The organism is Cupriavidus sp. OTU4054 (assembly GCF_038440175.1).
GTDB classification, from domain to species: Bacteria; Pseudomonadota; Gammaproteobacteria; order Burkholderiales; family Burkholderiaceae; genus Cupriavidus; species Cupriavidus pauculus_D.
Genome location: NZ_JASATF010000052.1, coordinates 1 through 22,384 on the forward strand (window position 1 = coordinate 1; position 22,384 = coordinate 22,384).

Annotated in this window: 26 protein-coding genes; 8 read left to right on the forward strand and 18 right to left on the reverse strand. The window is 67.1% G+C overall.

Going from position 1 to position 22,384, the window contains the following annotated elements:
* The 6 genes from gspL to gspG all read right to left on the reverse strand — a co-directional run.
* Positions 1-433, reverse strand: a 433-nt coding sequence (gspL, locus tag AAHB16_RS31925) for a type II secretion system protein GspL (protein WP_342052866.1), incomplete at its 3' end; no start/stop codon positions are given.
* 230 nt (positions 434-663) lie between these two features.
* Positions 664-1,710, reverse strand: coding sequence for a type II secretion system minor pseudopilin GspK (gene gspK / locus AAHB16_RS31930; RefSeq protein ID WP_150373480.1), 1,047 nt, complete (start codon positions 1,708-1,710; stop codon positions 664-666).
* Positions 1,707-2,450, reverse strand: a complete 744-nt coding sequence (locus tag AAHB16_RS31935; RefSeq protein ID WP_150373481.1) for a PulJ/GspJ family protein — start codon at positions 2,448-2,450, stop codon at positions 1,707-1,709. Before AAHB16_RS31935 ends, gspK begins: the two co-directional genes overlap by 4 nt.
* The gene (gspI, locus tag AAHB16_RS31940; protein ID WP_150373482.1) at positions 2,428-2,823 is read right to left on the reverse strand and encodes a type II secretion system minor pseudopilin GspI; all 396 of its coding nucleotides are present in this window, start codon (positions 2,821-2,823) and stop codon (positions 2,428-2,430) included. Before gspI ends, AAHB16_RS31935 begins: the two co-directional genes overlap by 23 nt.
* On the reverse strand, positions 2,820-3,302 hold the full coding sequence (locus AAHB16_RS31945; protein ID WP_150373483.1) for a prepilin-type N-terminal cleavage/methylation domain-containing protein: 483 nt from the start codon (positions 3,300-3,302) through the stop codon (positions 2,820-2,822). The genes gspI and AAHB16_RS31945 overlap by 4 nt, the downstream gene beginning before the upstream one ends.
* Before the next feature lie 14 nt (positions 3,303-3,316).
* Positions 3,317-3,799: a type II secretion system major pseudopilin GspG gene (gspG, locus tag AAHB16_RS31950; protein ID WP_150373484.1), complete on the reverse strand. Its 483-nt coding sequence runs from the start codon at positions 3,797-3,799 to the stop codon at positions 3,317-3,319.
* 218 nt (positions 3,800-4,017) lie between these two features.
* On the opposite strand from gspG, the gene AAHB16_RS31955 reads away from it, so the two are divergent.
* The 5 genes from AAHB16_RS31955 to AAHB16_RS31975 all read left to right on the forward strand — a co-directional run bounded on the left by AAHB16_RS31955 (position 4,018) and on the right by AAHB16_RS31975 (position 8,104).
* On the forward strand, positions 4,018-4,473 hold the full coding sequence (locus AAHB16_RS31955) for an RrF2 family transcriptional regulator (RefSeq protein ID WP_342052867.1): 456 nt from the start codon (positions 4,018-4,020) through the stop codon (positions 4,471-4,473).
* A 91-nt stretch (positions 4,474-4,564) separates the two neighbouring features.
* Positions 4,565-5,785 (forward strand): globin domain-containing protein, encoded by a 1,221-nt coding sequence (locus tag AAHB16_RS31960; protein ID WP_150373485.1) that lies wholly within the window; start codon positions 4,565-4,567, stop codon positions 5,783-5,785.
* 97 nt (positions 5,786-5,882) lie between these two features.
* A complete protein-coding gene (locus AAHB16_RS31965) occupies positions 5,883-6,587 on the forward strand; it encodes a general secretion pathway protein (RefSeq protein ID WP_150373486.1) in 705 nt (234 codons plus the stop codon).
* A gap of 173 nt (positions 6,588-6,760) precedes the next feature.
* Positions 6,761-7,372 (forward strand): EF-hand domain-containing protein, encoded by a 612-nt coding sequence (locus AAHB16_RS31970; protein WP_342052868.1) that lies wholly within the window; start codon positions 6,761-6,763, stop codon positions 7,370-7,372.
* Positions 7,373-7,612: 240 nt separating this feature from the next.
* The gene (locus tag AAHB16_RS31975; protein ID WP_109585244.1) at positions 7,613-8,104 is read left to right on the forward strand and encodes an Lrp/AsnC family transcriptional regulator; all 492 of its coding nucleotides are present in this window, start codon (positions 7,613-7,615) and stop codon (positions 8,102-8,104) included.
* A 96-nt stretch (positions 8,105-8,200) separates the two neighbouring features.
* Here AAHB16_RS31975 and AAHB16_RS31980 read toward each other — a convergent pair whose 3' ends face one another.
* Positions 8,201-8,899 carry a GNAT family N-acetyltransferase gene (locus AAHB16_RS31980; RefSeq protein WP_150373488.1) on the reverse strand — a complete coding sequence of 233 codons (699 nt, stop codon included), beginning with the start codon at positions 8,897-8,899 and terminating at the stop codon, positions 8,201-8,203.
* A gap of 315 nt (positions 8,900-9,214) precedes the next feature.
* Between AAHB16_RS31980 and kefF the strand changes: the two genes are divergently transcribed.
* Together kefF and kefC are read left to right on the forward strand one after the other, a co-directional pair.
* Positions 9,215-9,805, forward strand: a complete 591-nt coding sequence (gene kefF, locus AAHB16_RS31985; protein ID WP_150373489.1) for a glutathione-regulated potassium-efflux system oxidoreductase KefF — start codon at positions 9,215-9,217, stop codon at positions 9,803-9,805.
* Entirely contained in the window at positions 9,802-11,613 is a 1,812-nt protein-coding gene (gene kefC, locus AAHB16_RS31990; protein WP_150373490.1) for a glutathione-regulated potassium-efflux system protein KefC, read from the forward strand. The genes kefF and kefC overlap by 4 nt, the downstream gene beginning before the upstream one ends.
* Before the next feature lie 2 nt (positions 11,614-11,615).
* Here kefC and AAHB16_RS31995 read toward each other — a convergent pair whose 3' ends face one another.
* The 7 genes from AAHB16_RS31995 to paaA form a co-directional block, all read right to left on the reverse strand.
* On the reverse strand, positions 11,616-12,239 hold the full coding sequence (locus tag AAHB16_RS31995) for a TetR/AcrR family transcriptional regulator (protein ID WP_150373491.1): 624 nt from the start codon (positions 12,237-12,239) through the stop codon (positions 11,616-11,618).
* Between the two features lie 22 nt (positions 12,240-12,261).
* On the reverse strand, positions 12,262-13,056 hold the full coding sequence (locus AAHB16_RS32000; RefSeq protein WP_150373492.1) for a DUF1835 domain-containing protein: 795 nt from the start codon (positions 13,054-13,056) through the stop codon (positions 12,262-12,264).
* A gap of 127 nt (positions 13,057-13,183) precedes the next feature.
* Complete coding sequence (paaE, locus tag AAHB16_RS32005) at positions 13,184-14,278, reverse strand: 1,2-phenylacetyl-CoA epoxidase subunit PaaE (RefSeq protein ID WP_342052869.1); 1,095 nt, start codon at positions 14,276-14,278, stop codon at positions 13,184-13,186.
* 13 nt (positions 14,279-14,291) lie between these two features.
* Positions 14,292-14,837: a 1,2-phenylacetyl-CoA epoxidase subunit PaaD gene (gene paaD / locus AAHB16_RS32010; RefSeq protein WP_342052870.1), complete on the reverse strand. Its 546-nt coding sequence runs from the start codon at positions 14,835-14,837 to the stop codon at positions 14,292-14,294.
* Between the two features lie 4 nt (positions 14,838-14,841).
* Positions 14,842-15,660 carry a 1,2-phenylacetyl-CoA epoxidase subunit PaaC gene (paaC, locus tag AAHB16_RS32015; protein WP_342052871.1) on the reverse strand — a complete coding sequence of 273 codons (819 nt, stop codon included), beginning with the start codon at positions 15,658-15,660 and terminating at the stop codon, positions 14,842-14,844.
* On the reverse strand, positions 15,641-15,928 hold the full coding sequence (gene paaB / locus AAHB16_RS32020) for a 1,2-phenylacetyl-CoA epoxidase subunit PaaB (protein ID WP_150373496.1): 288 nt from the start codon (positions 15,926-15,928) through the stop codon (positions 15,641-15,643). Before paaB ends, paaC begins: the two co-directional genes overlap by 20 nt.
* Positions 15,918-16,928, reverse strand: coding sequence for a 1,2-phenylacetyl-CoA epoxidase subunit PaaA (gene paaA, locus AAHB16_RS32025; protein WP_342052872.1), 1,011 nt, complete (start codon positions 16,926-16,928; stop codon positions 15,918-15,920). Before paaA ends, paaB begins: the two co-directional genes overlap by 11 nt.
* Before the next feature lie 212 nt (positions 16,929-17,140).
* Here paaA and AAHB16_RS32030 point away from each other — a divergent pair, with 212 nt between their 5' ends.
* Positions 17,141-17,611: a universal stress protein gene (locus AAHB16_RS32030; RefSeq protein ID WP_342052873.1), complete on the forward strand. Its 471-nt coding sequence runs from the start codon at positions 17,141-17,143 to the stop codon at positions 17,609-17,611.
* Positions 17,612-17,625: 14 nt separating this feature from the next.
* Here the strand turns inward: AAHB16_RS32030 and AAHB16_RS32035 are convergent, their stop codons facing one another.
* From AAHB16_RS32035 to AAHB16_RS32050, 4 genes are all read right to left on the reverse strand, one after another.
* Complete coding sequence (locus AAHB16_RS32035; RefSeq protein ID WP_150373499.1) at positions 17,626-17,901, reverse strand: DUF1488 domain-containing protein; 276 nt, start codon at positions 17,899-17,901, stop codon at positions 17,626-17,628.
* Between the two features lie 70 nt (positions 17,902-17,971).
* Positions 17,972-20,083, reverse strand: a complete 2,112-nt coding sequence (locus AAHB16_RS32040; protein ID WP_342052876.1) for an FUSC family protein — start codon at positions 20,081-20,083, stop codon at positions 17,972-17,974.
* Between the two features lie 432 nt (positions 20,084-20,515).
* A complete protein-coding gene (locus AAHB16_RS32045) occupies positions 20,516-21,760 on the reverse strand; it encodes a nucleoside recognition domain-containing protein (RefSeq protein WP_342052874.1) in 1,245 nt (414 codons plus the stop codon).
* A gap of 52 nt (positions 21,761-21,812) precedes the next feature.
* Entirely contained in the window at positions 21,813-22,208 is a 396-nt protein-coding gene (locus tag AAHB16_RS32050; RefSeq protein ID WP_342052875.1) for a DUF488 domain-containing protein, read from the reverse strand.
* Between the last annotated feature and the right edge of the window lie 176 nt (positions 22,209-22,384).

The window sequence follows — 22,384 nt, forward strand, 5'->3', positions numbered from 1 at the left end:
CCCCCCCCCCCCCCCCCCCCCCCCCCCCCCCCCCCCCCCCCCCCCCCCCCCCCCCCCCCCCCCCCCCCCCCGCGCCGGGCTCCAGACCCGGGCCGATCGCGATATGGCACGGCTGGGCATCGGTCGCGAGCGCATCCTCGACCAGATTCGGCAGCGCAAGCTTGAGGCGGGCCGGCGGCAGCGGCGGCACCATGGCCGTGGTCAGCAGCACGTCGCTCGCGGCGACGATCAGGACGAGACGATCCGCCGCCGGCAGTTCGGACACCGAAGCGTGGCCTTCGCGCAACAGATCGAGCGCGCTGGCGTCGCCGACGCGGCGGCTCTTGTCCCCCACGGGCGTGCGTACCAATGCAAAAGGCATCGCGCCGAGCTGCCACGGTTGCGGCTGGTCATGCGGCCGTTGCGGCAGGCGGACGTAGAGGGTGGTACTCAAAATATCCTTGAATTCAGGGAATACTTATGGACTTGCAGCGGGCTTGTATCGCGTCGGATCGCACGAAGACGCTTCCGGACGGCCGCCCCGAAGCGGTCTGGATAACCGGTGCGCCAGGCAGGCGCAGCAGCATACCTTGCCTGTGTGACTAACTGGCGTCAATAGCAGCCCGTCCGATTGTGCAGGCCCAGATTTAGCGCTAGTCAAATCCCCCGCGGGCGGCACCCCGTCTAGCGCACCTCGGGCAGACGGTCGGCGTCGTGCACCCACACCACGCGTGTCGTATTGCCGCTACCGAGCACGTCCGCGCGGAACACCAGCGACACCTGCAGCCGGTTCGCGCGCTCGTGCCGGACCAGCCCGTAGATAAAGAAGTAATGCGTGCGCACGTCGAGCCGGCTCGTGGCGGTGCTCGCATTCACCTGCGGGGCAATCGCGGACAGCTGGTTGACGATGTCGTTGGTGTTGTTGAAATACGCGCGGTCGCGCTGGCGCACCAGTTCGCGCGCCTTGTCGATCGGCAGGTTGATGACCGCCGCGAGCACCTCGGGATCGGCAGTGTTGGCATTCACCTTCGTGGACTCGGGCAGCACGGCCACGAACGGCTCCAGCAGCGCGACCATGTCCGGCGTAAAGCCCGGCACCGCGAGCAGGTCGTCGGCGCTTTCCGGCGGGCGCGGCGCGGGCTCGCCATTGCTGCTCGTGCCGCGGGCCGCGCGCACCATGTACTGGGCGGTGGGCTCCGCCAGCCCGGCATTGAGGCCGAGGGTCTGCAGCAGCCGCTGGAACGCGACCATCTGCGTGTTGTCGATGCTGTAGGCGCGGGTTTCGCCATCGGCGGTCCGCAGCACCAGGTTCGTCAGATTGAATCGCGCCTGCGCGTCCATGATGCGGCCGGACAGGAACGAGGTCTCGCCGGCCTGATCGGTTCGCAACCCGGCACCGAGGAAGTCCGACAGCTTGGTCTCCGCCACCGGCACCGACCACGGCTCGCCGATGTAGTCGACCTGCGAGCGGCGCTGGTCGTCACGCAGGATCAGCCGGGCCCAGTCCACGGCCGCGCGCTGAATCCAGGTGGCCTGTGCGAGCAGCCGCTGGTTCTCGATCGAGCGGATCTGTACCTGCTGCCGCCACAGCATGCCGGAGACGACCACCACGGCCAGCGTGACCATGAGCAGCGCCGTCACGACCGCGGCGCCACGCTGGGCGCGGCCGTGGAGACGCGCGGTCGGGGCAGGGCGGGCGGGGCGGGGTGGATGGATGTCGCGCACGGTCATAGCCCCGTCATGCAGACCTTCTGGAACTGCCGTGGCGAATCGCCGTCGCCCATGCGCGCGAAAATCGTCAGCTCCACCGCGCGAATCGCGGTCGCGGTGGCGACATTGCCGAAATTCGCCTCGGCATCGCTCGCGCCGGTCGCACCGGCGATCGCCGCGTTCGCCGCCGCGGCGGCGCTGGCCGCGGCATTGCCCTGAATCAGCGCGCCGTAGATCCGTCCCGTGTCGGCCTGCCATCCGCCAGGCTCCACCCAGGCGCGGGCGAACATGTTGTTGACGTCGCGCACGAGCGGGCGCACCTGCACGGCCTGTCCGGCGGCCTGCCGCATATTCAGCAGCGCGCCGCGCACTTCGTTGCGCGAGGCCAGGTAGGGGCTCGCGGCGCGTACCAGCGTATTGCCGTCGAGCCGGTAGGCGATGACCTGCCAGGCCGTCGGCTGGCCCGTGTCCCGGCGGTCGCGCACCATCAGCAGCTGTCCCGGCCCAAGTTCCAGCGGGCTCGCCTGCAGCAGCGACGCGGTGGCCAGATGCTCGCAATCGGACTGGAGCTGGCCGTACAGCACCTTGAGCGCGTCGAGCCGCAGGTCGTGGTCGGTCAGCCGTTCTCGGCTGCGCGTCAGCGAGTCGAGCGCGCGCCAGCCGATCACGGCCATCACGGCCAGCAGCGTGATCGCGACCAGCATCTCCAGCAGCGTGAAGCCGCGTGCGCGCGACCGGTCAGAGCATGTTGCGCGTTTCATTGGGGACGATGGTGACGAGCCACGCGAGGCGCACGGACTTGTTCGCGGCGGAAGGGTAGACCGCGATTTCCACGCGGCGGAAAGACGGGTTCGGCGTGCCGGAGACCGACTCCTCGCACCACAGCGGCGTGCCGCCCTGCGGGCAATCGTACCCGCGCGTGCCCGGTTCGGGCCATGTCTTGGACAGGCGCAGCGTGGCGAGGTGATTCTCGGCGCTCCATTCGGCCAGCATGCGCGTCTGCAGCGAGATGCCGGCTTCCACCATGGAGCCCATGGCGCGCATGGCCGCTGTCAGCGCGACCGCGAGGATGGTGAGCGCGACGAGGACCTCGATCAGGGTGAAGCCCCGCGCGGGGCGCTTGCGTTGGATCATGGCCGCGCCGTGGCGAGATACCGGCCGCTGCCGTCGCCAGTCACCTCGACGCGGATCGGCCCGCGCACGAGTACCAGCCGCTGCGGCCCATCGACGAGTTCGCGGCCGAAGACGAGCCGGAAGATACCGTTGCCGCCGGAGCGGCCGCCCTCGACGATCGCCACGCTGTCCATGGCCAGGCGCCAGCGGCCCGGCGCGAACACGTCGGTGCGCATCGGCTGCCAGCCCTGCGGCGTGGCTTCCAGAAAGCGCCATCCCGACGAGTTGCCTTCCCAGGCGATCGGGCGCGCGCCGAGCTGCGCTTCTTCCTGCGCGAGCTCGAACAGGCGGGCAATGCGCTGGCCGTCGTCGAGAATGCGCCCACGCTCGTTCGGCGAGGCATTGACGGCGACCAGCGAGATCACGATGCCGGCAATCACCATGACCACCAGCAGTTCCAGCAGCGTGAAGCCGCGGGTGGCAAGGGAATGTCGGCGCATCGGAGGCGGGTGGCTTAGTCCCAGTTACCGATGTCGGCGTCGTTGGCGGCACCGCCGGCCTGGCCGTCGGCACCGAAGCTGAAGACGTCGATCTCGCCGCGCACGCCGGGGTTCAGGTACTGGTACGGATGGCCCCAGGGATCCTTGGGCAGCTTCTCGAGGTAACCCTCGCCCTTCCAGTTGTTGGGCACGGGCTCGGTGGTCGGCTTGGAGACCAGCGCGGGCAGGCCCTGCTCGGTCGTCGGATAGCGGCCGTTGTCGAGGCGGTACAGCTTGAGCGCCTGCATGATCGACGAGATGTCCTGGCGCGCGGCCACGACCCGCGCCTCGTCCGGGCGGCTCATGATCTTGGGGACCACCAGCGCCGCCAGCACCCCGAGGATCACGATCACCACCATGATTTCGATCAGGGTGAAGCCGCGCGCGCGCCCGGCGCGGGCGAGTCGGGAACGTGAGGCGCGTGGGGCTTGAAGGAGGGAGGTGGCGAATCTTTGCATCGTGTCTGGCCTCGTGCCTGGTGTGCCGGGATCATCCCCGCCGGGCAGCGTCGGCGTGGCCGGAATGGCCAGCCAGTATAACGCCACGGGCATGACCGTTTGATGTGCGGGCGCATTCCGTTCCACATTTCGTCGATCCGCGCCCGGTTGGGTCCCTCGTGTTGCAGGGCAACTAAATCTTGCATTTAAAATGCATGTTATCTATCATTGCTCTCACGATGCAACTGACCCGATTCTCCGACTACGCGCTCCGGATGCTGATGTACGTATCCCGCGGCGACGGCAGCCGGCCGATCACCATCGCCGAGGTCGGCCAGCAGTTCGATATCTCGCACAACCACCTCGTCAAGGTGGCGGCGCGGCTGTCGAAGCTGGGCTGGCTGACCGCGACGCGTGGCCGGCACGGCGGGCTGCAGCTCGGCCCCGGCGCCGAGCGCCTGTCCGTTGGCACGATCCTGCGCGAACTGGAAAGGCACCGGTCGATCATCGACTGCGCGGATCCGCCCTGCGCGCTGAACGGCAACTGCCGGCTCAAGCGCGCGCTGGACGAGGCCGAAGAGTCCTTCTACCGCGCGCTCGACGGCATTACGCTGGGCGAGGTCTCCGGCAACGGCCGGACGGCCGAGTCGATCATCAGCCTGCATCGCGATTATCTGAGCCGGCGCACGGCCTGAGCGGAGGTTTGCCGCAATGCTCGTCCTGTGCCGGCTTTATTGTGAGCGAAATCATGCATTTTCAATGCATAAATAAACCGGAGTTCTCCTGATGTTGTCCGCTGCTTCCCGCCCCTATATCGATGCAAGCATCCCCGTCCTGCGCCAGCACGGCGTGGCCATCACGACGCGCTTCTACGCGGACATGTTCGCGGCGCGCCCGGAGCTGACCCGCCTGTTCAATATGGGCAACCAGGCCAACGGGTCGCAGCAGCAGTCGCTCGCATCGGGCCTGTTCGCCTATGCGGCCAACATCGACAACGCCGGCGCGCTCGCGCCCGTCATCGAACGCATCGTCCACAAGCACGTCGCCGTGGGACTGACCCCCGCGCACTATCCCATCGTGGGCAAGTACCTGATCGGCGCGATCAAGATCGTGCTCGGCGATGCCGCGACGCCCGAACTCATTGCCGCGTGGGACGAGGCGTACTGGCTGCTGGCCGGCGAATTCATCGCCGCCGAGTCGCGCCTCTACGATCGCAGCGGCATGGCCGCGGGCCAGCTGCTGCCGGTGCGCGTGGTCGCGCGCGAGGAACAGAGCGAGACCGTGGCGTCGCTCACGCTGGCATCGCCGGACGGCAAGCCGCTGCGCGACTTCGAGCCCGGCCAGTACATCAGCGTGGAAGCCACGTTCCCGGACGGCCGTCGCCAGCTGCGCCAGTATTCGCTGTCCGCCGAACGCGGCCTGCCGACCTGGCGCATCTCGGTCAAGCGCGAAACCGGCAGCGCCGAGACGCCCGAAGGCGCGGTCTCCAACTGGCTGCACGACAACGTCCAGGTCGGCGCAACGCTCCACGTGAGCACGCCGTGGGGCGAGTTCACGCCGGAGATCGACGACCGTTCGCCGATCGCGCTGCTGTCCGCCGGCATCGGGATCACCCCGATGCTGTCGGTCCTGCGCACGCTCGCGGTCGAGCAGCCGGACCGTCCCGTGCTGTTCGCCCACGCCGCGCGCCACGGCGGCCACCACGCGCACCGGGCCGACCTCGGGTGGGCGCGGGAACGTCTCACGAAACTGCGTACCCACATCAGCTATGAAACGCCGACGGACGCCGACGTCGCGGGCCGCGACTACGACCACGCCGGGACCATGCCCATCCGCGCGCTGCTCGACCACCGCGACACCGCGGCGTTCGCCGATGGGCGCTTCTACCTGTGCGGACCCCTCGGCTTCATGCAGGCGCAGCGCCATGCGCTGATCTCCGCGGGCGTGCCCGTGCAGAACATCCATCGCGAGGTGTTCGGCCCGGACCTGCTCGACGATCTGCTCTGACTGCGTCGAAGGCGGCAATTGTCGGTCTTGTGTGACAGACAGTTGCCGCATGGCTCTGGTACGCTTGGCGCCTGACCTCATCCGACCCCGCGTACCCGTGCCTGCGATTTCCCGGCCTGCCTTCCGCTTCGACCCCTCCGCCGCCTGGCTGCCGAGGCTTGCAAGCCTCGTATGCTTCGTTGCCCTCTGCGCGCTCGCGACGCACTGGGTACTCACTTTCAGTGCGATGAAGACGATCGCGGTGCCCAACACCGCGCGCGTCGCGCAGACGGAGGCCGTCGAAACCGGCGCGATTGCCACGCTGTTCGGCGGCACCGTGCAGACGGGTGTCCGCGACGTGCAACTGATCGGCGTCGTCGCGAACGTCGATGGCTCCGGCCCGAGCGCGGCCATCCTGTCGCTCGACGGGGGCGCGCCGAAGGCCGTGCGCGTGGGCGCCGCGCTGTCGCCGCAGATCAAGGTCGTCGAAATCCGTGGCCGTGGCATCGTGATCGAACGAAATGGCGCGCGCCAGGAAATCGCGCTGCCGATCCAGAACAACGCGCTCGCGGGTCGCGCCTCGGGCCTCCCGGCCGTGCCACCTTCGGGGGCCGCGGCGCCGCTGTCCACCCCGATGCCCACCCCGGCCGCACCGGCGCCCGCGCCAACCGTCAGCCAGCCGGCGACGATCCCGCAGCAGCCGTTCGTGCCGCAGCAGCAACCTTATCCCCAGCAGATCCCCTCGCAGTCGCAGCCCATTCCTGCGCCTCCGGGGTACACGCCGCAAGGCATCCCGGCCGACCAGACCATCCCCAAGGACTGATTTGGACGGCCAGCCGTAACGCATTGTTAGCGCAATATATGGCTTCGATTTCGTCCGATTACGGCGAAGTGCGACTTCTGTGAGCCCGGTAACATCGTATTAAAAGCGCCAACTTCGCGGGATCCGCTGCGTTCTAATCCGTACATGCACAACGCATGAAGAGGAGCACGGATATGCAACGCATGCAGAAGACCCACACGATCAAGACCTTCCTGGCCACGTCGGCACTGTTCCTGGCAGCAGGCGCCGCCTTCGCCCAGACCACCACCGCGCCCACGGCGCCTACCGCACCGCCGGCGACCTCCGCCCAGCCGGCACCGCCCGCAGGCGGCCCCGGCCAAATGCGCGGCGAACACCGGCACCACCATGGTGGCGGCATGTGGCTGAAGTCGGTGGACACCGACGGCGACGGCGCGATCTCGAAGGCCGAAGCCGATGCGGTCTTCAACAAGATCGACACGAACCACGACGGCAAGCTGGACAAGGCCGAACTGGCCGCGTACCACAAGGCGCAGTGGGAAGCCCGCCGTACCGAGATGAAGGCAAAGTTCGACGCCAGGTTCAAGGAAGCGGACAAGAACGGTGACGGCGCGCTGACGCGCGACGAGATGAAGGCCGCGTTCCCGCGCATGGCCGCGCATTTCGACCAGATCGACGTGAACAAGGACGGCAAGGTCACGCAGGACGAGATCCAGAAGGCCATGGCGAAGATGCATCGCGACGGCCCGAAGGACGGCCCGAAGCGCCGCGGCCCGCCCCCGGCCTCGGCGCCGGCAGCGAACTAAGCCGCCCGTAGTGCCAGCGAAAAGCGACCCTGCGGGGTCGCTTTTTTCGTTCCCCGCGCCGGCCCAGGGTTGCCGGCGCAAGGCGTTGGCACCACTCTTGCCTGTCCATTACGGTAGCCCCGCGCTGGCGCGGGCTAGGGGAAAGTACGGGTCCCGCATCAAAAAAATTGCAGGCTTGTGCACGACTTGTTAAATTTGCGCAAAAAAATTGCCGACAAACATATTGCGGAGCAACAAACCGTGAGCAAGGTGGAGCTGGATAAGATCGATCGCAAGATCCTCGAGGTGCTGCAGACCAATGGACGGCTGACGAACCTCGAAGTGGCGGAGCGCGTGAATTTGTCGCCGAGCCCCTGCCTGCGCCGCATCCGGCGGCTCGAGGAAATCGGCGTGATTCGCCAGTATGCCGCGCTGCTCGAGCCCAACAAGATCGGGCTCGGCCTGCTGGCCTATATCAACGTCCGGCTGGAGAAGCAGGGCGGCACGCCCAAGGGCAAGGCCCCGCTGGACCTGTTCCGCGCGGCCATCGCCACGTGGCCGGAAGTGGCGGCCTGCCATGCGATGACCGGCGAGATGGATCTGCTGCTGAAGGTGTACGTCGAGGACATGGAGCACTTTGCGCGCTTCATGCAGGAACAACTGCTAGCGCATCCGTCGGTGATCGACGTGCGCTCGAGCTTCGCGCTGGAATCGATCAAGGACACCACGGCGCTCCCCGTCGCCGGCGGCTGAGCGGACATCCTTCCGCGGACGTCCCTCGGCGGACGGCGCAAAAACAAACGGCGCACCGCGGTGGTGCGCCGTTGTCATTCGGGCGAGAGCGCTGCCTCAGACGGTGCGCTTCTGCGGCACCATCGAGCGCCAGAATCGCAGGCCAAAGCGGCGGACGTCGCGCAGGTTGCGGCGGACCACGTAGTCGAGGTCGGCCATCTGCTCGTCGAGCGCTTCCGTCAGGCGGCTGACGGTATCGGCGGGCGGCAGTTCCAGATAGGCATCGGCCTCGCCGTAGGCGTACTGCACCTTCATGCCGGCCTTCTTTGCGATATGCATCATCGCGGCGTTGCGCGACAGGCAATGCATATACAGCGTGCGCACATGCGAGTTGCGGCCGTGCATCGCGGCGCGCTGGAACAGGGCGCTCCCGATGCCGCGCCCGCGCGCGCTCTTCGACACGGATACGCCGAACTCGGCCACGCGGCCCTGGGCGTTGTCGCGCAGGTTCGCGAAGTGCCCCACGCCCACCAGTTCCAGATGCTCGTCGTAGACGCCGAACACGGTGTCGTGATCGAAGTCGATGCTCTCGACGTAGGCTTCGATGACGTGATTCCCGACGGCTTGGCCGAAACGGAGCAGGCGATCTTCCTCGCCGAGCGCGAGGAAATGCTTCACCAGCCGCGAGCGATGATGGGCGGCAAGCTCGCGCACCAGCACGCTCGGGCGCTGCGCGGCCTGGCTGGCCTTGGCGGCACGGCGAAGATCTTCGTCGGAGACTGCGCCGACGGCCTTGCTCAGTTCGAGCGGGTTCACTTTGAGGTCCTTACTGTTGAATGGTGTGCAACAACCAAGTTGCGGCAATCCGGGTATAACAACGCGAGATCAACATCTGATCGCGAGCACCTCGCGCACCCGTTATGCGGGCAAACACTAGGTTGCTGCAACGCGGAAAGTATTGTAGTGGATTTGTCAGTCTCGCGTAAGCTGTGCCCTGCGGCACCTGACCCATCCGTCGCGCCGTATCAAAAACTTCCATCGATTCATAGACTTATCCGTGAGACGATTGCATCACGCCCGTTGACGTTGTGGGTTTGCTGCAACGCCGCACTGCCCAGACCATCCGATTTGATGACCGAGCCCCCGATCGTAGTGATTTATGCGCATCCCGCGCCGCGCCGCTCGCGCGTCAACCATCCGCTCGCCGAAGCACTGGCCGCACTGCCTCATGTCGAGGTCCGTGAACTCTACAAACGCTATGTCGACTATGACATCGATGTCGTTGCCGAGCAGCGCGGGCTGTCCACGGCCGACACCATCGTCCTCCAGTTCCCGCTGCGCTGGTATAGCGTGCCGGCGCTGCTCAAGCTCTGGCTCGATGACGTCCTCGAGTACGGCTGGGCCTACGGCCCGGGTGGCACCGCGCTGCGCGGCAAGTCGATGCTGGCGGTGGTGAGCACGGGCGGCCAGGCCGACGCCTATGGCCCGGAGGGCATCCATGGCCGGCCCATCGAGGACTTCCTGCTGCCGCTGCGGCAGACCGCCACGCGCTGCGATATGGAATGGCTGCCGCCGATCGTCCTGCACGATGCCGACAACGCCGACGCCGACGCGCTGGCCCACCATATCGAACACGTGGCCCGCCATCTGTCGCCGTCGTTGCCGCTGCCGCCCGATATCGAGCCGGAGACCGAAGCTTCGCAGGAGATCGAGCCATCATGACCCAGCACGACTTTCTCATCGCCCTGCTGGTCTTCCTCGTCGCCGCCGTGGTCGCGGTGCCACTCGCCCGCCGTTTCGGGCTGGGCGCGGTGCTCGGGTACCTGATCGCCGGCGCCGCCATCGGCCCGCATGCGCTGCGGCTCGTCACCAACGTCGAATCGATTCTCCATTTCTCGGAGTTCGGCGTCGTGATGATGCTGTTCGTGATCGGCCTCGAACTGGAGCCGAAGAAGCTGCGCATGCTCAAGCAGACCATCTTCCGCTACGGCTCCATGCAGCTCGTCGCGTGCGCGCTCGCGCTCGGCGGCATCGCCGCACTGCTCGGCGCGCCGTGGCAGGTGGCGCTCGTGGCCGGCCTCGGGCTCGCGCTGTCGTCCACGGCGATCGCCTTCGCCACGCTGGCCGAGCGCAATCTCATGAGTACGCCGGCCGGTGCCGCGAGCTTCGGCATCCTGCTCTTCCAGGACATCGCCGCGATCCCGATGATCGCGCTGCTGCCGCTGCTCGCGATCGACGCCTCGGACGCGCTCCATTCGGGCACGCCGCACTGGCAGACCGCCGCCAAGGCCGTGGCCGTGATGGGCGCGGTCGTCGTGGGCGGCCGCTATCTGGTCCGCCCCGTGCTGCGGTTCATCGCGCGGACCGACATGCGCGAGATGTTCACGGCGTTCGCGCTGCTGCTCGTCATCGGCATCGCGCTGATGATGGACGCGGTGGGCCTGTCGATGGCGCTGGGCACCTTCGTCGCGGGCGTGCTGCTCGCGGACTCGGAGTACCGCCACGCGCTGGAGGCCGATATCGAGCCGTTCAAGGGACTGCTGCTCGGGCTGTTCTTCATGGCCGTCGGCATGTCGATCGATTTCGGCATCTTTGCCCAGTCGCCCTGGCAGGTGACGGGCCTCGTGCTCGGCTTCGTGCTGGTCAAGACCGCGGTGTTGATGCTGCTGGCGCGCCGGTTCGCGATCGCGCGCGGCCAGCGCATGCTGTTCGCGCTGCTGATCTCGCAGGGCGGCGAGTTCGCGTTCGTGGTGTTCTCGGTGGCAGGCGGCGCGGGCCTGCTGCCCGAGCGGACCGAGGCGCTGCTCGTGCTGATGGTCGCGCTGTCGATGGTCGCCACGCCGCTGCTGCTACTGCTGTTCGACCGTTTCGTGGCGCCGGGCCTGAACGCCAGCGGCCGTCCCGACGACGTCATCCCGCCCCAGCACGACCCGGTCATCATCGCGGGCTTCGGTCGCTTCGGCCAGATCATCGGCCGTCTGCTCTATGCGCAGGGCATCGGCGTGACCGTGCTGGACCACGATCCCGACCAGATCGAATTCCTGCGCGAGTTCGGGTTCAACGTGTACTACGGCGATGCCACGCGGGTAGACCTGCTGGAGGCCGCCGGCGCGGGCCGCGCGAAGATTCTCGTGGTGGCCGTCGATGGCATGGAGGACAGCCTCGCGCTGATCGACCGCGTACGCGAACGCTGGCCGGACCTCCGGATCTACGCGCGGGCCCGGCACGTGTCGCATGTGTACCAGCTCAAGGACCGGGGCGTGGAAACGTTCGAGCGGGAACTGTTCGAAGGTTCGCTGATGATGGGCCGCCGCGTGCTGGAAGGCCTCGGCTTCGACCCGTCCGACGCGCGCAACGTGGCCCTGCGCTTCCGCCGCCACAACATCGCGGCCATCGACCGGTTCTATCCGCACTACACGGATCAGAAGAAACTGGTCTCGCTGGCCCGCCAGGCCCGCGACGAACTGGAAGAAATGTTCCGCCAGGACCGGGAACAGCGCCAGAAGAACCAGGACGCGGAGTGGTCGTGACCTCAGGGGGGCGGGGGTGAGGGCATCCCCTTCACCAGCCCGCCTTCGATCAGATCCACCACCATCTCCGCGAACGCCGCATACGACAGCTTGCCCCCTGGCTTCAGCCACGTGAACGTCCAGTTGATCATGCCGAACACGGTCATGGTCAGCGGTGTCTGGTTGTCAGGCGTGACCCGCTCCGGATAAGCCAGCCGCAGCTGCCGCCCGAACGCCGCCACGACATCGCGCTCGCGCTGCAGAATCCGGTCGCGCTGTTCGTCGGCAAGAAACTTCACGTCGTTGATCAGCGCGATATGCCGCGTCTGCGAGGTCTCGTACTCGGCCAGGAACGCGCGCAGCAAATCCGCAAACCGCTCCCGGGCCGTCCGCCCATGGCGTTCGCCCTCGGCCTCGACGCGCTTCACCACCGCCATGAGCCGCTGCGTGTACCGATCGAGCAGATCGAACAGAATCGCTTCCTTGCTCTCGTAATAGTGGTACAGCCGCGCCTTCGAAGTCCCGCATGCGGCCGCGAGGTCCGACATCGACGTGCTGGGATAGCTGCTCGCCGCGAACGCCGCGGCGGCAAGCTCGAGAATCTGTTCGCGCTGGGCCTCGAAATCGGGCGCCTTGGTTCTGGCCATGGAGGCGGGCTTCGTCCTGACGTTACTCGGCGCTCAGCGAGGGATTGCGGCGCAGCTCGCAGTTCTGCATGGCGTCGGCATTGCCGCGCAGCACGAGCTGCCCCGCGCCGATCAGCTCGCGGCACCGCCAGAATACGAACCAGTCGCTTGCGAGCAGGCCATCCACGGCGCCCATCACGCTGGCCACCACCTGTACGGCAGGCGTCCAGTCGTCGGGCGTGCGCTCGAGAATCACGTCGTCCACCGTGTGATAGGCCGCGGGCACGATCGTATTGCCCTTCCACAGCCGCACGTCGGCGTTCTCCTTCACGTTCTGCTGCCACTCGTAGCCCAGCCGGCCCAGACGCAGTACGGACACGGGGGCGATCGTCGAGAAACGCCTTGCCAGACGGGCCGCCGGATACATGCCGATGGCCGCGAGATTGCCCTGCGGCGGCGTTTCCAGCTCGCGCAGGTCCATCGACACCTCGTTGATCCGCTGCGGTGCCTGATAGAGATGCGACACCACCCGGCGCAGCATCAGCTGGTCGGCGGCACTCTGCCCGTGCCAGATCGCGACTTCCTTGTCGTCGCGGCGCAGCGCCTGCAACTGCTCGAGCGCGTGCCGCATTTCGGCCGCGAAATCGATGTCGGTCTTCGGCGCCACGCGCTGCCAGAACCCCGACCGGATCAGCCCGGTGCTATCGACGTCGGCGAGCGGCCCGACCGCAAGATCGTCGCGCAGCACCACGACTGGGTCGGGGCGGGAGGCTTGTGCCAGCGCCTGACGCAGCGTATTGCCCGCGGCATCGCCGTTGACGACGTGGATATATTGCATGGCCGTGATTGGTTGGGTGGAACGACGCCGCATCGAAGCATGGCGTCGCCGGAGCCGCCGCGGATGCCGGGAATGCGGGGCGCGAGTTTTCCGCCATTGTAATCACGGTGCGTCGCGCTGCGCGACTTCAGCGTTCGTCGTAGCTCACAACGACGCGCGGCGTGAGGGCGCGCGCCTGGCAGGTCAGCACGAACCCCTTTGCCATTTCCCATGCCTCGAGCGTGTAGTTCTTTTCCATCTCCACCTCGCCCTCGAGCACGCGCGCCCTGCACGTACAACAGACGCCGCCCTTGCAGGCGTAGGGCAGGTCCAGTCCCGCCGCCAGCGCGGTGTCCAGCACTTTCGCATCGGGTCCCGGCAGCCGCATGCGATGCTGCTTGCCGTCGAGCACCACCACCAGATCGCTCCCGCCGGCTGCCGTCTCGGCGCGCTGCGCGTGCGGCGCGGGCACCGCTGCGGCGGCGGCGGGCACGCCAAACCGTTCCGCATGGATGCGGTGCGCATCGAGCCCCGCCTCGCGCAACGCCAGCTCGACCTCGTCGATCATCGACGCCGGCCCGCAGACAAACGCGGCATCGATATCGTCCACCGGCAGCAGCGTGGACAGAAACCGCCCCACGCGCGCGCGATCGAGCCGCCCGTGCAGCAAGTCGACCTCCTGCGGCTGCCGCGACAGCACGTGATAGAGCGTGAAGCGCGACAGGTAAGCGTTCTTGAGATCCTCGAGCGCCTCCGAAAAAATGATGCTGTCCACGCTTCGATTGCCGTAGACCAGCGTGAAACGGCTGTTCGGTTCATGCGCCAGCGTGGTGCGGATCAGCGAGAGCACGGGCGTGATGCCGCTACCCGCGGCGAATGCCACGTAGTGCCGCGCGGCCTCCGCATCGAGTGGAACGTGAAACCGGCCATCGGGCACCATCACGTCGAACGTGCGTCCCGGCGCCACGTTCTCGTGCAGCCAGGTGGAGAACACGCCGTCGTGCACGCGCTTGACCGCCACGCGCAACTCCCCGCGCGCGTCGTAGTCCTGCACGCCACAGCAGATCGAGTACGAGCGCCGCAACTCCTGCCCATCGATGGGCACCTTCAGCGTCAGGAACTGGCCCTGCGTAAACCGGTACGCCTCGCGCAGGGCGGGCGGCACCTCGAAGGCAATGGACACCGTATCGGCGGTTTCGGATCGGACCTGCGCCACGCGCAGCGGATGGAACTGAGGTGTCATGGCGCCATCGGCCTCAATACGGTTTGAAATAATCGAACGGCTCGCGGCAGTCGAGGCACCGGTACAGCGCCTTGCACGCGGTGGAAGCAAACCGCGCGAGCTCCTCGGTGTGCGTGCTGCCGCAACGCGGGCAGGCAATGGCCGGGGGCCGGCCGGCTCGTGGAACGAAGCGCAGCGGCCTGACCATGCCATCGGCCTCGGCCACCGCGTGGGGCGGGGCGATTCCATACGCGCGCAGCCGGGCGTGGCCGGAGGCCGTGATCCAGTCGGTGGTCCATGCCGGCGCCAGCACCGTCCGCACGCGCCATGGCGCCAGTCCGGCCGCATCCAGCGCCCGTCCCACGTCCGCCTCGATCTGCGACATCGCCGGGCACCCCGAGTATGTCGGCGTGATCACCGCTTCGAGCGTCTCTCCGTCCTCGGCCATCCGCACGTCGCGCAGAACGCCCAGATCGCGGATCGACACGACAGGAATCTCCGGGTCCGGCACGGCCTCGAGCGCCTGCCATGCGCGCGCGACGCGCGCGCCGCGGTCAACGAGACTGGCGATATCGGTCATGGCATCACCACTGCGCACCGGGATGCGCGCGCGCCAACCCCTGCATCTCGCCCAGCAGGTAGCTCATATGCTCCGAGTGCACGCCACGCTTGCCCGTGGAGACGAAGCCCGAACGCTCCGGCATGCGCAGCGTCGCCTCGGCGAACGTGTCTTGCACGGTCGCCTCCCATGTCGCGCGCAGGTCCGCGACCGCGACGCCGATTCCCTGCGAAGCCGCCTCGCGCTCGATGTCGTCGGCCGCGAAACACTCGTTCATATATGGCATCAGATGATCGGCCGCGCGCTGCATGCGCGCGTGCGATACGTCGGTGCCATCGCCCAGCCGCACCACCCAGCCGGCCGCATGCTGCAGGTGGTAGCGCGCCTCCTTGAGGGACTTCGCCGCAATCGCTGCCAGTGCTTCGTCCTGGCTGCCTGACAGCCGCTCCCAGAGCTCCACCATCAGCGCGCTGAACAGGAAGTTGCGCACCGTCGTCACCGCATAGTCGCGCGCGGTACGCGCCGTCCCGGCAAGCGGTCCGTGGTGCGGCAGTTCGACCAGCGTCCAGTTGCGAAACTCGCGCTCGTCGCGCCAGTACGCGTAATCGTCCTCGCGCCGCGCGTGGCCGGTGACCGTCGCCTCGAGCGTGCCCGCGTGCGTGTAGAGCAGCCGGGCCTGCCCGATCAGGTCGAGGCTCAGGTTCGCGAGCGCGATGTCTTCCTCCAGCGCGGGCCCATGGCCGCACCACTCGGCATTGCGCTGCCCGAGGATCAGCGCGTTGTCGGCAAGGCGCAGCACGTATTGCGCCGCCGCGGGGAGCGCATCACATGTGATTGACTTCATCGGGCAGCTCGTAGAACGTCGGATGCCGGTAGATCTTGTCCGCCATCGGGTCGAACAGCGCCGCCTTCTCGTCGGGCGCGCTCGCGGTGATCGCCGACGACGGCACCACCCAGATCGACACGCCTTCCTGACGGCGCGTATAGACATCGCGCGCCATGTGCAGCGCCTGCCGGGCATCGGCCGCATGCAGGCTGCCGCAATGCTTGTGCTCGAGGCCCTGCTTGCTGCGGACGAAGACTTCCCACAGGGGCCATGGATTAGCGTTCATTGCGTTCTCCGAGATCGTGGCCGTTGCGCCGCCGAGCATGTGCCATGGCGGCCTCGCGTACCCATTCGCCTTCCTCGTGCGCGCGCACCCGCGTCGCCAGCCGCTCGCGATTGCACGGACCGTCGCCATTGATCACGCGCCAGAACTCGTCCCAGTCGAGCGGGCTGAAATCGTAGTGGCCGCGCGCGGCGTTCCATTGCAGCTCCGGATCGGGCAATGTCACGCCGAGCACGCGCGCCTGCTCCACGGTGGCATCGACGAACTTCTGGCGCAGGTCGTCGTTGGAAATCCGCTTGATACCCCACGCCATGGTCTGCGTGCTGTTGGTGGAGGCGGCATCGGGCGGCCCGAACATCATCAGCACCGGATGCCACCAGCGATCGACGGCGTCCTGCACCATCGCGCGCTGCGCCGCGGTGCCGCCCATCATCGCGAGCAGCGCGTCGAAGCCCTGCCGCTGATGGAACGACTCCTCCTTGCAGATGCGGATCATCGCGCGGGCGTAAGGTCCATACGAGCAGCGGCACAGCGGCACCTGGTTCATGATCGCCGCGCCATCGACCAGCCAGCCGATCACGCCGACGTCCGCCCAGGTCAGGGTCGGGTAATTGAAGATGGACGAGTATTTGGCGCGCCCGGCATGCAGCGCGTCCAAGAGGTCGTCGCGCGAGACGTCGAGCGTCTCGGCCGCGCTATAGAGATACAGCCCGTGGCCGCCTTCGTCCTGCACCTTGGCAAGCAGGATGGCCTTGCGCTTGAGCGATGGCGCCCGGCTGATCCAGTTGCCTTCGGGCTGCATGCCGATGATCTCCGAATGCGCATGCTGCGAGATCTGCCGCACGAGCGTCTTGCGGTAGGCATCGGGCATCCAGTCCTGCGGTTCGATCTTCGCGTCCGCGGCAATATGCGCATCGAACGCGGCCTGCCGTGCATCGAGTTCCGTCTCCAGCCCGGTTTCCGAACCGCGCGGTCCCGGCAAGTCCAGACTCTGCGTGTACATGGCACCTCCTTGTGGCCATCGACGTGACTACTATATATATATGCCGACCGGTCGGTCAATTTATTGGTGCCCCTTTTCTGGTGAATTAGGGGAACGCCTATTGATCTGGCGCAAGTTGTAGGAATTCAGCGCCGCATTTTCGGCATGGGGTTACTTCCGCTGCGCACGCCCGGAGTAGTATCAATACGCATCCACACCTCCGGAGGACTGAAATGACCAATGCGGCATACAGCAGGATCGTGGTGGCAGTCGATGGCAGCGCGACCGCCGATCTCGCACTCGGCGAAGCCATTCGCGTGGCCAGCGGCGGCGGCGCGACGGTCCTGGCGCTTTTTATCGTCGATAGCGGCGTGCTGCTGTTCGACGCGGGTTACTACGACGTCGGCCAGATGGAAAAGGCCTACGTCGATAGCGGGAGGGAAGCGCTGGAAAAGGCGGCGGCCCGACTGTCCGCGGCCGGCGTCGCCTACGAGACGCGCCTCGTCACCGAGCCCGCGGTCGTGGGCGATATCGCGGCTTCGCTCAACGAAGCCGCGCGGGAATGGAACGGCGATCTGCTCGTCATCGGCACGCACGGGCGCCGCGGCGTGCGCCGCATCGTGCTCGGAAGCGTGGCGGAAGCCGTGATTCGCGAATCGACGATGCCCGTGCTGCTGGTACGCGGAAAGCCTGCGGAAAAATAATGCCGCCAGGCGCGTCAGCCGGCGAAGCGGAAATGCCCGCTGCGCAGCACGATCTCGCGCGCCTCCGTCAGCTGGAACAGGCTCTCGGCAAGCTGCTCGATGCGTGAACGGTTGCTCGTGAACGCATCGACGAGGTCTTCCTTGCGCGTCGATCTGGCCCCGAAATGTGACTCGAGTGCCTCGGCGGTAATCGAGTAGAGCGTGTCGTTGCCATCGACCATGGCCGGGCAGGAAAGGGTCAGGCTGGCGGCGCAGTAGGTGGGCGTGGCGTGCGGGAACGAGATGGACATGGCGGACCTCGGGCGGTGGCGCGACCGATTGTGTAAAGCGGGTGAGACGGTCGCAAAGGTTCCAGTCATTCTAGGATATGGCCGTCGTCCGTAAAGGCCGGTCGAGCGCCGCCGCCGCCTCGCGCACGCTGTGCATGGCCGCATGGCCCGCTTCCACGCAGTGCAGCACGAAACGCGTCTGCTCGAGCAGGAACGCGTCGGCATCGCTGGCGGCTTCGGGCGTATCGGACAGTCCGCTGCCCATCGCGTCCGCAGCATCGAACGTCCGCCCGCGCCCCGCGCTGCCCGGGCGTACGGCCAGCTCCGCGAGGCTCGCCTCGATACCCTCGAGCATCGCCTGCACCGCTTCCGACGGTGCCGCTTCCGTCGCACCGGCGCGCACCACACCCGCAAGCGCAGCCATGCGGCGCGCCGTGGCGTGGACCCGCCCATACGCCACCTTGAGGTCCGTACTCAGATCCTCCGCACTCTGCGCCAGCGTATCCTCGGCACGCGTGGAGGCCCGCCCGGCCGCCACCCGAAGCGCCTCGAGCCGCGTGTGCGCGGACGATCCAGTCCGTGCGGCGCCGATGGCCGCGCGCAGGTACACGGCATTGGCCGCCAGCGCATCCAGTCCGTGCCGGAACGCGCGCGACAGCTCCGCGCGCGGCGACAGCACGAAATAGCTGGCCAGCGCGATCAGGCACCCGATCGCGGTATCGACACCGCGCAACGCCGCCACGTGGCTGCTGCTCGCCGCGGGTTCGCCCGTCCAGGAGAACAGGATCACCGCCGGCGTCAGGCAGAACGCGAACAGCCCCGCATTGCCGGCGAGCCGGCCGGCATAGGCCGCGGCAAGGAACAGCGCGCTGATGCCGAGCGCCAGCACCGGCGTCGGATGCGCAAGGCTGATCAGGCAGGCCGCGAGCGCCCCGGCCAGCGAACCGGCAAAGCGCTTGAACGAGATCTGGCGCGTCGTCTGCAGGCGCGGGCTCAGGACCATGATCACGGTCACGGCCACCCAGTAACCGTGGTCGAGCCGCCAGATCTGCGACGGCAGCAGGCTCAGTCCGCCGGCCATGGCCAGCCGCAGCCCGTGGCGCGTCACCTGCGCATCGCGCGCGGCCACTTCCGCAAGCCAGTGACCGAGCCGATCGATCCCGTGATGCAGGCCGCGACGGGGCCACGCAAACGACTCCTTCCAGTCCGCGAACACCGGAAACCGTGCCAGCGCGGCCAAAGCCGACTGATAGGTCGGCGGCGCGGAGGCGTTGGCGCGCTGCGCCACGAGCCGCCGCAACTCCTGCGCGAGAATCGCGGACAGCGCCGGCAGGTCGGGCGCGTGCTGCGTCAGCGCTTCGCGCACCAGTTGCTCGACCTCCCCGAGGCATCGCGCCGCATAGGCCAGCGGCAGATGATGGGGCGTCGCGTCGGTATGCCTGCCGCGCAGTTCCGCGGCGACGATCAGCAGCGCAAAGACGGCGTCCGCCACGGCCACCGTGTACGCATAACGCAACATCCCGAGCGGATCGCGCCATCCGCGCCGCGCGAGCACGGCCGTGCGCGCTGCCTCGATCCGGCGCCGGATGTCCTGCTTGTACGGCATGGTGTCGTCAGGAAAGACCTCGGCCGCGATCGCGTGGGCAAAGCGGCTCAGCGCCTCGTACACCGCGATGATCTCCGCGCGCGGCCGCGTATCGCGCTGCGAGGGCAGCAGCACCAGACAGGCAAGGCAGGCGAAGAGTCCGCCGCGCAGATAATCGAGGCTTGCGGTTGCCGCATGGGCCAGCACGGGCACATCGCCCGCCATGGGTTGCAGGCACGCGGCGATCAGCACGACATAGAGCAGCTTGGCACTGAGCGCCGCCGCCGGGCCGCGAACCTCGGCCAGTCCCGCCGCGATGCCGCCGGCAACCACGATCGGCAGCGCCAGCCAGGGCGCCTGCGACACCGCGCTACCGATCGCGCAGGCCAGTCCACCGCCAATGCCCACGGCCCCGAGCACGCGCATCCGCGCGGCAGCCGTGCCGGATCGATCGGCGAGGCAGGTCCAGATCGACGCCGTTGCAGACCACAGATATCCGTTGTCGCCGGTCAGCACGCTCAGGCTCGCAAGCGCGAGGAACGCCAGCGCATAGACCACTCCACGCCGCACGAAGGCGGCATCCGGCCAATATCGAAGAAGACGCAGCGCGGCCGGCATGGCAAACATTCAGAGGGCGATCGGACTTGGTGGAAACACGGAGAAATACGACGATTGCATCGATTTCACTGTAATCGAACGATTGTTGCGTCGCAACAAAACAAGCCTTTTCGATGGGTTTGCCTCGCCCTTGTGCGGGGTTGCACCAACTTGGGGATAGGATGCTACGGAGACGGGCAGAAATAGGGCCAGAACGGCCGGATGGGCGGCGCGGTGCAAAAAATGCCGAATGATCAGCCGCTTGCGCGAAAACGCGAGAAAAAATGGGCAAAAAAAACCCGCGCAGGTTTGTGCGCGGGCTGGAATCCACCGAGGTGGTGGAGGAGACAGACTTCACTATACATGACTTGCTGCGTCGCACCAAGCTTCTTTTCGCCGGATGACTACAGCACCGCACATTCGTTGTCATCGTACAACACGGTCGTTCAGAATTTAGCGAAACAGATAGGCAATCCACACGGCCGCGCCGAGTCCCACGACATCCGCGAACAGCGCGCAGGCGAGGGCATGGCGGGTGTTGCGCACATTCACGCTCCCGAAGTAGACCGCGAGGACATAGAAGGTCGTCTCGGTCGATCCCTGGATGATCGCGGCCAGCCTTCCCTGGAACGAGTCCACGCCGTACGCGGTCATCACGTCCACCATCAGCCCGCGCGCCCCGGCGCCAGACAGTATCTTCATGAGCCCGACAGGCAAGGCCGGCACGAAGTCCGTATTCATCCCCACCCAGGCGAACAACGCGGTCAGGCCGCCCATGAGCACATCCATGCACCCGGTCACGCGAAAGAGGCCGATCGCGACCAATATGGCAACCAGATAGGGAATGATCTGCACCGCGACGCCGAACCCTTCCTTGGCGCCATCGATAAATGCGTCATAGACGTTGACGCGCCGAATCGCGCCGCACAGCAGGAAGATCATGATCAACGTCATGATGAACCCGGCGCCGGCCAGCGCGGTCATCTGGCTGACCCGATCGGGTGGCGCATGCCGCAGCCACAGAAAGAGCAGCCCGATAAACGCCGCCACCACGGCAAACGCTCCCAGCACGGCCGGCTTCCATAGATTGAGCCGCTGCACCCACGCTACCGCGAGAAAGCCGGCCAGGCAGGAGGCGCCCGTGGCGAGCAGTGTCGGCAGAAAGATATCCGCCGCATTGAATCCCACCAGCCCTTGCTTGACCGCAATCGCCTGGCGGATGGCGATCACCGAGGTCGGGATCAATGTCAGGCCCGCCGTATTGAGCACGATGAACATGATCTGCGCGTTGGTCGCCGTATCGGGCGTCCGATTCAACGTCTGCAGCTCGCGCATCGCGGTCAGCCCGAGCGGCGTCGCCGCGTTGTCCAGTCCAAGCAGGTTGGCGGACACGTTCATCATCATCGCGCCCTGCGCCGGGTGGCCCTGGGGCACGCCGGGAAAGAAGTGCCGCAGCAGCGGGTTCACCAGCCGCGCGAAGAGGTCGATCACGCCCGCGCGTTCGCCCACGCGCATGATCCCGATCCACAGGCTCATCACCCCGGCCAGCCCCAGGGAGATCTCGAACGCCGTGCGCGCGCTGTCGAACAGGCTGGCGAGCATCGCGGGGAAGACGGCCGTATCGCCGAGCGCCAGCTTCACGCAGGCGGCCAGAAAGGCGAGCAGGAAGAAACCGAGCCAGACCAGGTTCAGTGCCATGGAGAGTTCACGTGCCGGCAAAGCTTGGCATCTTAGCCTGCCGACGCGCCGCTCAGATCAGCTTCGCACCCCGCTCGGCCAGCAGCGCCCGAAGAATCGACCGATGGCAGTAGTGCTCCTCCTCGCAGTAGCACCCGAGAGAGAAGTTCGTCTGATGCGATAGCGCCGCCAGCAGATCGAGCGTGCGGCTGGTATCGGCGACGGCCATCTCCGCCCGAAACTTCCGGACGAAGACGCGCCACGCCTTGTCATCCCGGGCGTGCTGGGCCGCCAGCGCCTCCGCCACCAGCTCCGCGGTCGGCGCAAGCACCGGGTACCAGACATCGTAGTAGTCGCGACTGCCAAACTCGGCCCGCGGCACCCCGCGCGGCGGCCGCCGCACCGTACCAAGACGCAAGCCTTCCTCCGCAGCGCGCGGCGATCCGAGACGGACGATACGAATGGCCAACGGAGCCTCCTGAACAAGAAAAAAAGCGATCGTGAAAAAAGTCCTTGCCAACCTCGTTTGCCCAGCTTAATATTCGCCCCCTCGCAACACAAACCGAACGCAGCAGCAGGCGGAAACGCAGCAGCGGCGCGGGTTTGCGGGGAGCAGGAGTGGAAGTAGGTAGTGTGTTGGCGAGC